We start from the raw sequence: 14,804 nt of genomic DNA on the forward strand, positions 1-14,804 counted from the left end.
GCTATAGTCCTCCGTTTGGATTGAAAAGCTGAAAGGTACGGTTCTCCCCTTCCTGCGTTGATACGTTGATACATCGCGGAATGTTGTCACATACCACTCGATCCATTCGTTAGCCTGCTTCATCGTCCAGTTCCAGTTAACCTTGCTCAGTTCCTGGACAAACCGCTGTGTGGTGACGGTCTTATGGCCATTAGGTTCTTGCTGTATCGAAGCATGCCAGGCCATTTCAATATCGCTGGGTCGTGGCATCAATTAACCCCTCTTGAATACCGGATAAAAACACAGCATAAACACTGCATATCCATACAGTAAAGAGGCTACAAGAAATGTTCGTGGAACTCGTTTATGACAAAAGGAATTTTGATGGTTTGCCCGGAGCAAAAGATATCATTCTGGGAGAATTGACTAAGAGGGTTCACCGGATCTTCCCCGATGCTGATGTTCGGGTTAAACCGATGATGACACTGCCGGCGATCAACACTGACGCCAGCAAGCATGAGAAGGAACTGATAAGCCGTACTGTTCAGGAAATGTTTGAAGAGGCTGATATGTGGCTGGTTTCAGATTAAACATATTAAGTCGCCATACTGGACAAGAACAGCCCGTTGTTACTGGAAATCCTCTTGGACTGTATGCAATTACACGATGATTTCCTACTCCAGCATGGTAAAATAAAATGCCGAAGAAGGTCATCAGCCTCGTAAGAAGTTTAAATTGGATTAATTTTTTAACTCAAGGATGCATTTAATGGATACCCCTTTCTTGTTAAGCGTCATAATCCCCTGCTACAACTGCCAAGATTACATTTATGAATGTTTGCAATCTGTATCATCACAAATAGATGATAGTGTTGAGATCATTGTGATTAATGATGGGTCGGCGGATAATTCCCTTAAAGAAATAGAATTATTCATAAGTGAAAATAAAAACAAATCGATTAAATTAATAACCCAAACAAACCAAGGGGTGTCTGCAGCCAGAAATGCAGGTATTGATGTATGTTCAGGTAAGTATTTAGCATTTTTAGATGGTGATGATCTTTGGGATTCAACATTCTGGGAAAAGATCAACCCAACGCTAAAGCTTAATGATATTGATTTAATTGAGTTTAATGCGAATAGATTTTATGACGACAACAAGGAAAAAGTAACAGAAGTGTCAATCGTATCTACAAACGAGACTTTGACAATAGATTCAATAAGTAATCTTCGTGAAACATTTTTAAAAAATGAATGGTTCCCATGGGCAAGAGTTTACAAAAGATATATATTTAATACGTTAAGATTTCCAGTTGGCAGACATTACGAAGATATAGCATTAATACCCAAAACATATCTTCTATCAAAAAAAATCAAACGTATGACCGATACTCTTGTTTTATATCGAGTACGAAAAAATAGCATAACTAACGCACCTCGAAAAAAAGATATCGATGATATAATATGTGCCATGGGAGTTTTCAATGAATTACTTAATAAAAAAGGCAAGAGCGAAATAGAGACTATAGCGCCCTCTGTTCATCAGACATATAGTCTAGCCAAAAGAATAAGCACAAAAATTAATGGTTATTGCTCCTTTAACGAAGAACAAATCCATTATATAAAAAAGGCAGTTACCCCATTCTCTGGCACACAAAAACTTAGCAAGAGAATTAATTTGTTATTTATTCGAGAATACTGCCTCATAAAGAAGATTAAATATCAGCTTAGATCTGATCGAACCAAAGTATAAACAATATGCAGCCTATTTTGGGCTGCTTTCTGAAGGATTCAGCATCCCTAAGCCCACCATTCAACTATGATTTAACCACTTATACTTCGTTCTGCAGGTTGCTCAGGCCAGTTAACATCAGGTGTATCATTTGGATTTATTCGGTTAAGTAAAACACGGTATTTTTTCCATGCCAGTAAAAGTGCCGCTTCCGCTTCTGTTGCAATAACAAGATCAACTGCGTCCTGTAAGGGAGCGATTTTTGAGGCGGCCAGAGCCAGTAGGCTTTCTTTTTGTTGTGTCGCCTGCGTAATCTGCGCTATTTTTTCTGCGTTAGCATCATGCACCCACTTTTTACCGTCCCATTTAACAAAATGGCCTTCAGGAGCAACAGAAACGACATCATCAGGCAACTTACCTAACTGGTTAATTGTGGTGGATTCCCCCGTGTGAATATTGTAGACAACTTTCCCACGATGGTCTTCGACGAGTGACCATTTACCTGAATCAAAATTAAATACAGCGGCAAATCCATCCTTTGTAGTTGGCGGTGCAATATCAGTACTGTATGCAGGCAAACCCGTGTTCGCCGGGATATATCCATCACCTTTACCAATAAATTCATTAGTAGAAGATGACAGGTTATAAATAGTAATAGTGCGATTGGTGTTAGTCATTTTAAAAGTCATTATGCAAGTCTCACAATATAGTTAAATGCGGTATTTTTTACGGTGTTTTCAGCATGACCTGACGGAGAAACAGTCACACCGTGGCTGTGCGCGCCAATATAGACAGAGTGGGCATGTGCCCCAATGCCAACAATATGACTATGTGCACCTATATAAACGTTGTGTGCATGAGCGCCGTCAGTGGAGGTCGTTTGCGTGACAGCCCCCATGTTTTGGTTTCCGGCTGGATATCCCCAACCTGCTTGCCATGCCAGGAATGAGTAATTGTGCGCGTGAGCACCCTGAACATCGGTTGTTTTTGTACCGTAATCAAAACCTGTTGTTTCTTTATTTCCGTAATCAAATCCGGTGGTGTCACGGTTTCCGAGGTCGGTAGCTGCGACCGTCGCACCATGGTCGTGTGACTTAATACCGTCAAGTTCCTGAGACAATACAGCACGACCATCAGGTTTGCCCTTTATCGTCTGCCCTCTCATATCAGGGATAATCCCAGAAGGATAAGCTACAGCCAGTAGTGGATAGGCAGACTTATCAAATGGTTGTCCCTGCATAATCGCATGGTTAGCAGGTGGCGTGTCTGAAGGCCAGGGAATTGGCGCACCTACAGGGTAGGAGTCAGGAGGGGGATTATTTGGTGAATAAACTCTCTTTCCATTATCAAAAACATTTCCAAACTGACAATTCCCATTTGGCCAGATAGCTACTGGATTTGATGCCCATGCGCCTTTTTCGTCATAAAAATGAATATCAAATCTGCCCTGATAATAACCATATCCGCAAGCCAGTATTCCCTTATCGTCACCATTGTATATTAGGTGGTTGGAACCATTTCTGGGTTGCGATAATGAAAAGGTAATTTGTCCCTTTAAATTACCTCCTGTTATCGGCAGCGCTCCGGCAGCAAGTTTTATCGTGTCTACTAAACCAAGGTATTGGAGCAGGCCCGTTACATCTTTCCCACTCAGATTAGTCAACGTTTCGTTAAGCGGCTGTTTACCCGCTAACGCATTGAGCATCGTCGTTGCAAAGTTGGGATCATTGCCTAATGCATCAGCTAACTCAGCCAGGGTGTCCAGGGCTTCAGGAGATGAGCCAACAAGCGCTGCAACAGCTGCGTGAACAAACTCAGCATTAACAATTTGTTGGTTGTTAATAGTCAGTGGTGGAGTGGGAGTGGTTGGCGTTCCCGTCAGTTCAGGACTGTCCAGAGGGGCTTTCAGGTTCGTCAGGTCTTTGACTTTTTTAACGGCTTTCGGTGTCGCTGCAAGGGCTTCACTGTCGCTGTCGTCATCGCTGCTTAACTGCACAAGCCCTTTCTGCGTTGTGCTGGCGTCTCCCAGCTTCAGACCTTCAGCAATATCCCGCGCTTCATCACGGTATCCCTGTGAGGCTTCAGCTGCTCTTTCAGCGCCAGCCATCGCGGCTTCTGCGCGCTGAGTATCATCGGCTACAGCAGCTTTCAGTTGCTCCGAAACCTTGCTGGCAGCTTTCTCTGCAGCGTCTGTCGCCGCTGTTTCAGCGGCTTCCACTGCCTCGTTCCGGGATGTCAGCGCCTCATCTCTGGCCTGTTCTGCGCGGGTGGCACTCTCAGCGGCTGCATTTTTCTGTTTCTCAGCCGTTTCGGCTGACTGCCGGGCTGAAGCATCACTGGAAGATGCCGATTCTGCACTGGCTGATGCCGCAGCCTCTGATTTAGCAGCCTTTTCGCTGGACTCCCTGGCATGCTTTTCACTCAGGGCCGCAGCTGCCGCGCTGTTATCACCCTGCTCTGCAGCCTGCGTGGCTGTGAGGGCGCTTTCACGCGCTGAGGTTTCAGATGCGGCTGCATTGCCGGCATGCTCACCTGCTGTTTGTGCTGACGCTGCTGCGCTGCCGGCACTTCCCGCAGCAGACTGTGCCGAAACTCCCGCTTCCTCCTGCGCTTTCTGTGCCGTCTCAGCGGCGGTTTTAGCCTGACCGGCCTGCTCCGTCGCTGTCTGTGCAGACTTTGCCGCACTGTCCGCATCCGCTGCACTGGCCAGAACGTCCTGCGCGGTCTGTCGGGCATTATCATCAGCAGAGCGGGCAGACACATCAGCAGCATCTGCAGAGAGTGCCGCCTGACGTTGTGACTCTGCCGCTGCCGTTGCAGACAATGCCGCTGAATCCTTACTTTGTTCCGCTGACTGTGCTGCGTTTTCCGCACGCTCCCGATCCTTCTCTGCCTCCTGGCACAGCGCTGCCGTGCGGTTGACCATTTCCTCAAAACGTTTCATCACCTCCGGACGCAGGTCTGCATCCTTTGGTGCATCGAGAAATGCATTCAGGGTATCCGGCGCATCGGTCGGGACCACGTAAATATCACCGGCCACGGAGGGAGGAAAACCTTCCCGCAGCAGTGACACACTGTAATAACCCGGTTCAGCCTCAATGCTGTAGTGGCCATTCGCATCCGTAACCGAGGATGAGGTCACCTCAACCACAACGGTCGGGCTGGTTTTCCTGGCGCTCAGCAGAATGGTGCAGTCCTGTACGGGTTTTCCCGCGCCATCTCTGAGAATGCCTGATATGAGTACCGGCATACTACCTCCATAAAAAAACCGCCCGGAGGCGGTTTCTGTCATTAACTGATTGTTATCCCGGCTGATGATTTTTTCGTCACAATAACCAGCAGGTCACTGATTCGGGAAAATGGATAGCCGCTGCTGTTACCGTGTGTACTGACGCTGAAACTCAGCGTCATCCGTCCGCTCCCGGCAGGCATATCCAGTGTTCGCGTAAAAACGGCCGATACACCTCTGCTTGTCTGCTTGTATATCTCCACCCCGTTTTTCCTGACAGTCAGTGTACAGTCATCCCATACGTCATTACTGGTCTGGCTGTCATACGCTGCACCCTGAAAGATAATCGCAGGAATGGAAATCTGTCGGTCAAAAGACTGGTCATCTTCAATCACGACTGTCAGTGTCCCGTTGGCATACCGTTTTTCACCGTTACTGGTTATGAAGTAAGGAAACTCCCTGCCCGCTGCCTTAACAATATCCCCAAGAATACGCTCGGCCCGGAGCGTCCCCTTTATGGTGCAGTTTTCCTCAATCGTCACATTGTTGAGAGCACCAGAATTCGCACTGATATGGCCGCTGATATCCGCATTACGGGCAGTCAGTTTTCCGTCAGGTGTCAGCATAAAGGTCGGCGGGTTCCCGCCACTGGTGATAGTGGGAGCCGTCAGATATTTGAGGAACACCTCGTTCATAAATATCTGATTACCCTGAGCCACAAACATCGGGGTCTCATTGCCGTTTGCCGGGTCGATAAACGCGATACGGTTTGCTGCCACCAGGAACTGGCTTACCTTCCCTTCTTCCGTGTCTTCCATGCTCAGGCCCAGACCAGCCACATAGTGCTTCCCGTCTTTGGTCTGCTCTATCTTCACACCCCACATGGCATTCCATTTGCCGTTCGCGTCCTGCCATTCTTCCGAAAACTGATCCAGCCTGCTGGCGTTGTCTTCCGTCAGCTCCACCTTCTCCAGCAGCTCTTTCCCCAGGTGGCTTTCGGTGATTTTCCCTTTGAAGAAATCCAGGTAGCCCGCCGCATCGTTGCTGGCCTGCCCTTTAGCCTCCACGAACGCCGATTTCCCGACCTGGTTCACGGCCCGGATATAGAAGTAATAATCCTTGCCGGGTTTGATACTGCTGCTGGCCGCAATCCAGTACAGCGCGGTGCCGAGATAACGCGCATCGGTTTCCACCTGGCGGGTATCGGCAATCTGCGTATCTGTAAACCAGAATTCATACTGCACCGTGGGGTCATATACCGCCTGGCGCGGGGTGGCGGTTATCTGAAAATAGCCGGGAGTCAGCTCAACATAAGACGGTACTGCCGGCGCGGCGATGCTGAAATCCGTGCTGGCCGGATCGCCCTGCTGGCCCTGGCTGTTCACCGCCCGCACCGTCAGGGTGTAACGTCCCGGCGTCAGGTTACGGAAAGTATGATCCGTTTTTGTCAGGATCAGGCTGCTGGCCAGCCGGTCGCTGTTATCTTCCGCTTTCACCGTCAGGCGCAGGGAGAAGTTAACCCCCTTAACCACACGCGGGGTATCCCATCGCGCCCGCGCCTGATACTGCCCCTCCTCTGCCAGAATCTCTGTGGTCAGGTGCTGCACGGCAGGCAGCGTATTCGTGATACCGGTGTCCGGTAACGGATCAAACGTCGCCCCGTTGTCCACGATGCTCGCTTTCTCCGGGACATGCTGTACGGCGGTAATGGCATACGTGCCGTCATCGTTTTCCCGTATGGCCACACAGCGAAACAGGCGCTGGCGCAGGTCCGGCAGTTTCAGCCCCCACACGCTGTACTCCGCCACGCCATCGGGTAACTGGCTGACGGTCACGGAGTCCGGGGCGGGGTGCGCGGTAACTGCGACGGTAACAGGCTGACCATCGCGGCCCACCAGGTTCAGCACCACATTGCCGCCTGGCGGTATCTCCACCTCACGGTCCAGCGTGAGCGTGCGCGTAAGGCTGTCGACCGACAGGATTCGTCCGCCCACGGTCACACCGGCATAATCACTGTCGCAGATCTCAATGATATCTCCGGGAACATGTCGCAGCCCCTCAGCCCCTACGGAAAAATCCACCGTCTGCGTTTCCAGCAATTCAGTGGTGATGGCCCACAGTCCGGCGCGGTGCGCCTGCCCACGGCTGGTACAGGCGAATGCATCCATCTTCAGAACGTTGCGACCGTAGCGCCGGATGGCAGCGTCGTTTTCCACCAGTTCGGTGGACGTTTCCCAGCCGTTGTTCGGGTCGGTGTAACGGACCTCGGCAGCATTGTGGCGCTCTTTCAGTGCGCTGAAGCTGTAGATGAATGGCGCACCGTCAGCGGGCATGACCACATTACTTTGTGTATAGGTCCAGACTTTATCGGCGGGCCGGTCCTGCACAAACGTCAGGGTGCTGCCGTTCCAGACCGGCATGCAGCGCATCAGGGAACAGAAGTCCCCCAGCACATCCCATGCTTTACGCTGGTCCGTCAGATACGCATTGCAGGTGATACGCGGCTCTGTCCCGCCAAAACCGTCAGGAACAGGCTGATCACAGTACTGTGCAATGGCATACAGCGCCCACTTGTCCACATCGGCAACACCAATGCGGCTTCCCATGCCATAGCGCGGGTGAGTCAGCATATCCAGCACACACCAGGCCGGATTATCTGTCCAGGCGGGTTTAAACGTCCCGTCCCATATTCCCGTACAGGTCTGTTTTAACGGATCGTAATTCGATGGTACCGGCACAATACGCCCGCGCAGGTGATAGTTTCGCGTGACCTGCTGGCTGCCAAACTGCTCCGCATCCACTTTTACCCCGATAACGGCGGTGTTCGGGTAGCACTGTTTCACATCGATGATTTCGGTAAAGCCTGACCACACCGTTTTGTTCTGCAGCAGGTCTGTCGTACTGTCATCAGTGAGGCGCAGCATGCGGACTTCAAAAGGCCGGGGCGGTAAATCATCAATCACCACGGATGCCAGAAACTGCGTGGTCGTTTTCCCCGTAATGGTGATATCCCGTTCCGTTCGCCACAGCCCATCCCGCCGAAACTGGATCAGCATCTGTACGCTGGTCGGGTTGCGGTCACCTTTGGTACTGGTGCTGACCAGCGACTGAACACCAAAGGTAAAGCGCAGACGGTCCAGCGTTTTGGTGGTAATGGTGCGGGTCACTGGCTCTGACTTCTTCACCTCCACACCCAGCAGGGTTTCAGCGCCGGAGTCTTCGAACCCCTCCATCGCGGTCTGCTCATCCTCCCCCACGCGATAAACCACAGTGACACCGTGAACCATCGCATTACCGTCGCTGTCGAGGACTGGCGTTTTGTTAATTCTGACACTTTTCAGCCCGTCCACAGGACCTTCAATCGGCCCCTCGCAGATCGCGTCAACAACGGTCAGCATCTGGCTGGATTTCAGGTCGTCAGGAGCCTCATGCGGCGTTTTACTGCTGCCACCACCCTTACCCATAATCTGTTCCCTCTGAAACGACAAAACCGCCCGGAGGCGGTTCTTTGCAAATACAAATATGCTGCAAGAATGTCAGCGACCGATGATCACCACCTGCCCCCCACCACCTTCATCCCGTGTGCTGATTTCCTGGGAAATTGTGCGGGAGCCGACCAGCATTTCACCGTACAACACCGGCAGGGCATTACCCTGCGCCACCAGATTGTCCAGCGACGAAAAATAAGTGTTCTGTTTGCCGTTGTCGGTCTGCCGGGATGAGGGGATTTTTGCCTGGGGTGTCAGCATCTGCGCTACCCCCCCCAGCATCATGGCCGCTCCCATAGAAAACAGGACTGAAGATGCTGAAATAGCACCGGCAGATAACGCTGCTCCCCAGGCTGCCAGTGAAGCTCCTGCTGTAAAAAAGGACGCGGCTATTGCCACTGCTCCCAGCACCACCTGGAACAGACCACCGGATTTAGCCCCAGCCATGCGTGGGACAATATGAATAATGGCACCGTCTGGCAGCGGCTCGTGCAGACGGGCTGACAGGCTGGTTTCATTCACATCCAGGCCTGCAATGCGTATCTGATACCAGCCATCATTCATTTTCTGCCGGAAGCCCGGTATCTGCATGGCCAGCGCGTAAATGGCCTCGGCCCCCGTTTTTATACTGAGGCTGAAGCGGCGGCCAAATCGTTGTAAATCCCCGTGAAGGCAGACTCGTGCCATGCCCGGTGTCGCCATATGGAGTGTGTGCGGCGTTGCCATTTGTCGGTATACCTCTCGCGTTTACTGAGCTGGTCAGGAATATGGTGCAACAGTTCCCCGTCGCCGCAGTAAATCGCGGCATGGTTGGCAACCGATGAACCAAAACAACAAATCAGAATGTCTCCGGGCTGTGCCTCTGCGGCATTCACCCGGTAAAAGCCTGTCGCCTCCAGGTTATCCAGATACAGATTATCCCCCTGCTTCCACCAGTCCTCCCTCCGCGCAAAATCCGGCATCTCAATCCCCGCCAGATGGTACGCATCACGGAACAGGGTGTAACAGTCCGTCACGCCATGCTCAAATGCCCGCCCGGTGAGGAACGGCATGCAGCGAAATTTGTATATCCGGTCATCGCAGACCAGCCACCACGGCAGGCCACTCTGCACCTGCAGGCGGCGATCAACATCGCTGAGATTCGGCAGGCCATCGGGATGGCTGTGGACCAGGGCCACCACATCGCCCGCCACCTGCGCCTGAAGGTAATCTGCCGGATCCATGCGAAAATACATTGTCGGTTCAGCGGAAAGATTCTGGCAGGGAAAATACCGCTCCCCGGCAGACGTCTTCACCACATAGCCGCACGATTCAGCCGGCGCACACGCAGCGGCATGCGCCAGGATATTTTTGTTCATGGGTGTATCCATCAGAAAAGACGGTTAATCGAGAGGAAGCAGCCGATGCGCGGCAGGTTATCACGCAGCTCGCAGCCAGTACGGCATTTGCTGCAGGCATCTTTTGCCGGGTCTGCCGTGGGCTTATCAAACTCATCCGCCACAGGCGGCCCGATGTAACCACACTCCTCAGAACGGTAGGTCCAGTTGCAGACATCAGCCAGCATGATCCGCGCCGGAAACACGCTGCCGTCCGTTTCGGTCGGTGTGGCCAGTACGAAGGTCGCCGTGGTGGCTTTCAGCTCAGACAACTGTTCAATCACCCAGCGGCTGACCACTTCCTGTTCCGGGTTGGCCTCCGGATTGCCGCCTGTAAAGTTCACCGCATCGAGAAAACGGGCGTACACAACATGCCTTACCACCGTGGCCCCGACGAGGCTCTGCATATCTGCCGCAAGTCCCGTAACCATGCCAAACAGGTTCGACACCGCCAGCGTCGGGCGGGCGGTAGTCCCTTTCCCTACCAGGTCGAACCCGGTTCCCTGTATCGGGTAAACGTCATACTTCCGGCCCTGCCAGGTGACCGGCTCGCCCTTCTCGTTCGCTTCATTTGAAAAATAGTAACGCTGGTCACCAAAGGCCGTCAGGTCGATTTCCCACAAATCAATGCGGGCCGACTGTTCGGTTTTCGTGGTTTCGTTGAGGGTGTTCTGAGGAATATCCTGCATAAGGATCCTTAAGCAATGACCTGCTCAAATTTACAGCTAAAATCGGAATACGTGACGTTGTCCGTAACAGACCACTCCCGGCAGACAACTTTAATCGTGCGGTTGTATTTTGGCGGTCGCCACAGAAAGGCTTTATACCCCCCGTGCTCGGCCAGAAACGCTTCAAGTGCGGTGCGGGAATTGTCCGACGTTATACGGAAAACAGGCTGGAAGTTAATTAACTGATGGTTGAGTCCGGTCGGGCGACGTTGCTCATAGCCATCCCCAAATTTTATGGTTGTTACCGAAGGGGAAACAGAAGACTGCATCCCCTCCCTGGGTGCCCAATGAAAGGTTTTCACTTATCCTCCCGCCAGCATGCCGCCATCACGTCCCTGAGTTCTCAGGATACTCATGACACGCGTATCGATCATTTTGACCAGCATCTGCGATGCCTGCGGTCCTATCTCCCCGTTTTGCCCGTCATTCTGGATGGCAATGTGATACACAGGTGAATAAGCAATTCCCCCATTCATACCACCACCAGAAGAACCCGGGTCACCCAGCGCCCTGACACCCAGCGTACCGTCAGTCGTTTTCGCCAGAGGCATAATGGCTTCCGGACCAGCTTCACCAAACACGCCTGCCCCCTTTGCAAAAGCAAACAGGGTCGGGCTGTCATAGATGCCGTTGCTGTAGGCACTTAATGAAGGTGAGTCATAAACACCGCCTTTCGCATTAAAGCTAAAACTGCTGCCAAAACTGCTGATGGCCGTGCCGGTACTCGCGGTAGCTGCACCGCCAAAAAAACTGCCGCCGATACCCATGATGGATTTCAGGATGGTGTTGGTAATCAGCGCCTGCGCTGCCATATCGACAAGGTTTTTAATCACCGACTGTGTCAGGGAGGAAAATAACCCAATCATCCCGTCCCGGAGTGTCTGTGTCCCGTTCAGCATGCCGGTCAGCATGTTGGAGGTTCGCTCCTGGGTAGTTTCCATCAGGTCAATGGCGAGGCTGTTCAGATTTCCCTGCGACTTATAAAGCTCCACCGCCGTCTGGTACTGCGCATCCGCGGAATCCTTATCCGCCTTTTGCTTCAACAGTTCGTACTGCTCTTTATTGATCGCATCGTTCTGGTAAAACGCCTGCAGCAGTGACTGACGCTCGGCCAGTTGATTGCGCAGTTCTGCCAGCGGATCAACCGTCCCGGCGATATCAATCAGAGGGGCAGACATTGCCGCTGCCTGTGCCTGTAACAGTTCGCGGGTCGTACTTTGTGCCAGCGTGATTCTCGCCGTCTGGTATTCCTTTTCATCCAGAAAACGTCCATCAAAAAGAGACTTCAGCTCCTGGCTCGCTTCACGCTCTTTCGTAAGAGTTGCTCTGGCTGGCGCATACTGTTCTGCCAGTTCGAGGCGCTGTTTCTGATAGTTTTCAGCATTCAGCAGCAAAGTCTTCTGAATATCAGCCTCGCTGGCTCCGTCAGCACGGGCGGCTTCAAGAAGTTTTCTGGCGCTTTCCTGCTCCTGCAGGTTGATTCGTCCGAGACTGGAGGCATGCGCCGCTTCGATTTCACGCCGCAGTTGCTCGTACTGGCTAACCTTCGACTTTTGCCCCTTATCAGTATCCCCGCCTTCCCCGGTCCAGGGGGTATCAGGTTTATCGCTCCCTGTTTCATTCCCTGGTTTATCCGGCTTCGGTGTGGGATCGGTTTTCCCTGATTTAGCGTGTTCTATGGCCTCTTTGACAATTTTTTGCCGTTCTTTGAGGAGTTTTAACCCCTGCTCAACGGCATCCAGATCCCCTTTGTAGCGGGTTTTATCGTTCTGTACGCCTTTAAGTTGTCCGAACGGATCGAAGCCACTCAATCCATCAATACGGCTTTCCGCATCCTGAATTTCTTTAATCAGTTTATTTCGCTGAATAACCTGATTCTCAAACTGTTCATCAATGTCCAGCTGCTTCACGTTGAGCTGGTTAAGCGACAGTTTTTTTAGCTCTTCATTCGTTTCAACAACAGCATTTTTCAGGTCAATCGCTGACTGACGGGCATTTTTCGCCTGATTATGGAAATAGAGCAACGCCGAACCGGCGAGCATCGCTGCGCCCACAGGACCGCCCACCAGTGCCAGCGCCCCTCTGGCCATACCTACTGCTGCAGAGACTGAGCGGGCTGAAAAGGAAAGCTGTTTATTGGCTGCATTCAGCTGGCTCTTTGCCTGGGTGGAAAGCAGTGTCTGCTCGGTTTCCTGGCGGATTAAGCGGTTAAACTCGCTCTGGTAACTCACGTTAAGGCCAAATTGTCTGGCGCTTTTCTCCATTTCCCGATAACGCCCGAATTCTGCGTTATTCTGTGCCAGCGTGGCGGCGGTACTTTCCAGCGTTTTTCGCGCCATATCGGCCTGCGCCATCGCGCTGGCCCTGACTGCCTGCTGCTGCTCAACCCAGGCACCGATGTTCCCCCTGATACCTGCCGTCAGTTTTGTCGCCAGAACAGGAATCAGTGTATACAGCGCAACGCTGGCGACCGTATTAAAATTATCCGTCAGGCCATTAATGGCATCGGTAACGGTCTGAACACCACTGCGCAGCGGGCCGTTTCCGCTCTGTCCTACCTTAATGATCAGACCTTCAAAAGCCGAAGTCAGGCTGAGAAGATCTCCGTTGAGGTTATTTACCCTGATTTCGGCCTGCTCATGCGCGGTCTGCGTACCGGTCAGGGCGGCGGTCAGCGACTCCACCTTCTCGCGGTTCTGCACCAGGATGGATGCTGCGCTGAGGTTTTCCACCCCGAACAGCTTCACGGCCTGCCTGGTTGACAGGTTTTTTCCCGCAAGGTTCTCCAGCGCCTGACTCAGCCCGACAACAGAAGGCTTCAGGGTTTTATCGGTTCCCTTCTCCAGATTCAGGATCACGTTACGCAGCGCGGTCCCGGCTTCGCCACCTTTCACTTCGCGCTCTGCCAGTACCTGTATGGCGGCATTGAGGGTTTCAAAACCCACGCCAGCCTGTGCCGCTGCCACCCCGCCATTTTTAATCGCGGCAGCAGTATCGGCTATCTCCGACGAGCCAAGTTTCGCGCCAGCAGCCAGCACGTTGATATACCGGTCGGCTTCACTGGCTCCCGCCCCAAACTGGTTTAATGACAGGGCCAGCGTTCGGGTGGCATCCGGAAGCGTCGTCCCTGCCGCCTGGGCCAGCGTTAACGCGCTTTTGGTCGCCGCCGTCAGCCCCGCAGAGGTACTCAGCAGTTCAGGCTTTGCCGAAGCCATCAGTTTAATGGCCTCGGCGGCCTGTGATGCGCTGTATTCCGTTGTGCGGCCCATTTCCTGCGCCGCCTGATCATACAGTTTCATCTGCACACTGGTGGCACCGGTGATGGCCTGCAAATCCGACAACGACTGGCTGTACTGCCGCGTGGTGCTGATAATGGTGCCCAGCGATAACCCCGCCCCGGCAAAACCTGCCAGCCTGCCAGCCAGCCCTGATACCGAAGCAGAAACACGCTTATAGGCATCCTCCGTCTTTTTCGCATCAGCCTGGGCATTGCGGTTAAACTGGCGTGACTGACTCTCAGCGCTGCCGTAGGCGCTCATCAGCTGCGATTTAAAGTTCGCTGCATTCAGATGCAGCCCAACGGCAAGAGAGGCAACGTCACCCATTACATTAATACCTTCATGACTGCCGCACACTGCGCATCCAGACTCTGGTTCGCTGCTGCGGGTGATTTAACAGGGGGCGGGTTATTGTCAGAACCTTCTGGCGAAGGCTTTTTGAAAATGCCCTGTTTGAGGAAGAAAGCACGCCAGTGGAAAAGCGTGTCAGCCGGAAGCGCCGCAATTTTTGACGGGTCAGGCTCGCCCCAGCGGTCGGCCAGCCAGAAAATCAGCTCCAGCCAGGGCGAGTCACTCAGTTTTTTTCGGCGGCTTCCAGATTACCGAGGGCATGCTTCTTAACCCTGTCGATGGCATCCAGAAGCGCAGGGTTATCGTGTGCCGCCAGCAGCTCCTGGGCTGTGGGTTTGTCTTTGGCTTTAATAGTGGAGCCGTCAGGCTGGACCAGGCTGTCGATAACAATCTGTACGTTCAGCTCGGCCACCTTGCGGATATTGCCAGAGGCCTGCGCCTCGATGAGTGCATCTTCATGATCAATAAGCTCAGCCGCCGTCAGCCGACGCAGGTAAACCTTTGTGCCTAAAATTTCAGTTTCAGTAGGCGTGGATTTCGTTTTGAGCAGTGCATTTTTCAGTGCGGAGAGGCTAAATTCAGACATGGTGTATCCTGTTTTTCAGACGAAAAAAAAACGCCCGGAGGCGGTGTGTTACGGGAAA

At 52.5% G+C, this 14,804-nt stretch carries 11 protein-coding genes and 1 pseudogene; 2 read left to right on the forward strand and 10 right to left on the reverse strand.

Going from position 1 to position 14,804, the window contains the following annotated elements:
• Position 1: 1 nt before the first annotated feature.
• A pseudogene (locus tag SK38_RS25405) lies at positions 2 to 249 on the reverse strand (DNA polymerase V).
• Between the two features lie 77 nt (positions 250 to 326).
• On the opposite strand from SK38_RS25405, the gene SK38_RS08095 reads away from it, so the two are divergent.
• Together SK38_RS08095 and SK38_RS08100 are read left to right on the forward strand one after the other, a co-directional pair.
• Positions 327 to 569, forward strand: a complete 243-nt coding sequence (locus SK38_RS08095) for a DinI family protein (protein ID WP_048235588.1) — start codon at positions 327 to 329, stop codon at positions 567 to 569.
• Positions 570 to 747: 178 nt separating this feature from the next.
• Positions 748 to 1,731, forward strand: a complete 984-nt coding sequence (locus SK38_RS08100; RefSeq protein WP_053069335.1) for a glycosyltransferase family 2 protein — start codon at positions 748 to 750, stop codon at positions 1,729 to 1,731.
• A 71-nt stretch (positions 1,732 to 1,802) separates the two neighbouring features.
• Here SK38_RS08100 and SK38_RS08105 read toward each other — a convergent pair whose 3' ends face one another.
• The 9 genes from SK38_RS08105 to SK38_RS08145 all read right to left on the reverse strand — a co-directional run bounded on the left by SK38_RS08105 (position 1,803) and on the right by SK38_RS08145 (position 14,746).
• Positions 1,803 to 2,399: a tail fiber assembly protein gene (locus SK38_RS08105; RefSeq protein WP_048235589.1), complete on the reverse strand. Its 597-nt coding sequence runs from the start codon at positions 2,397 to 2,399 to the stop codon at positions 1,803 to 1,805.
• Positions 2,399 to 4,960, reverse strand: coding sequence for a phage tail protein (locus SK38_RS08110; RefSeq protein WP_048235590.1), 2,562 nt, complete (start codon positions 4,958 to 4,960; stop codon positions 2,399 to 2,401). Before SK38_RS08110 ends, SK38_RS08105 begins: the two co-directional genes overlap by 1 nt.
• 41 nt (positions 4,961 to 5,001) lie before the next feature.
• Positions 5,002 to 8,403: a phage attachment tail tip protein J gene (gpJ, locus tag SK38_RS08115; RefSeq protein ID WP_048235591.1), complete on the reverse strand. Its 3,402-nt coding sequence runs from the start codon at positions 8,401 to 8,403 to the stop codon at positions 5,002 to 5,004.
• A 72-nt stretch (positions 8,404 to 8,475) separates the two neighbouring features.
• The gene (locus SK38_RS08120) at positions 8,476 to 9,153 is read right to left on the reverse strand and encodes a tail assembly protein (RefSeq protein ID WP_071681833.1); all 678 of its coding nucleotides are present in this window, start codon (positions 9,151 to 9,153) and stop codon (positions 8,476 to 8,478) included.
• On the reverse strand, positions 9,051 to 9,785 hold the full coding sequence (locus SK38_RS08125; protein ID WP_044700545.1) for a C40 family peptidase: 735 nt from the start codon (positions 9,783 to 9,785) through the stop codon (positions 9,051 to 9,053). Before SK38_RS08125 ends, SK38_RS08120 begins: the two co-directional genes overlap by 103 nt.
• An 11-nt stretch (positions 9,786 to 9,796) precedes the next feature.
• Positions 9,797 to 10,492 (reverse strand): phage minor tail protein L, encoded by a 696-nt coding sequence (locus SK38_RS08130; protein WP_048235592.1) that lies wholly within the window; start codon positions 10,490 to 10,492, stop codon positions 9,797 to 9,799.
• An 8-nt stretch (positions 10,493 to 10,500) separates the two neighbouring features.
• A complete protein-coding gene (locus SK38_RS08135; RefSeq protein WP_032949490.1) occupies positions 10,501 to 10,833 on the reverse strand; it encodes a phage tail protein in 333 nt (110 codons plus the stop codon).
• Positions 10,834 to 14,136: a phage tail tape measure protein gene (locus tag SK38_RS08140; protein WP_048235593.1), complete on the reverse strand. Its 3,303-nt coding sequence runs from the start codon at positions 14,134 to 14,136 to the stop codon at positions 10,834 to 10,836.
• Between the two features lie 247 nt (positions 14,137 to 14,383).
• Positions 14,384 to 14,746 (reverse strand): phage tail protein, encoded by a 363-nt coding sequence (locus SK38_RS08145; protein WP_048235594.1) that lies wholly within the window; start codon positions 14,744 to 14,746, stop codon positions 14,384 to 14,386.
• Between the last annotated feature and the right edge of the window lie 58 nt (positions 14,747 to 14,804).

This window comes from Citrobacter sp. MGH110 (genome assembly GCF_001037515.1).
In the GTDB taxonomy this organism is placed as follows: Bacteria; Pseudomonadota; Gammaproteobacteria; order Enterobacterales; family Enterobacteriaceae; genus Citrobacter; species Citrobacter portucalensis.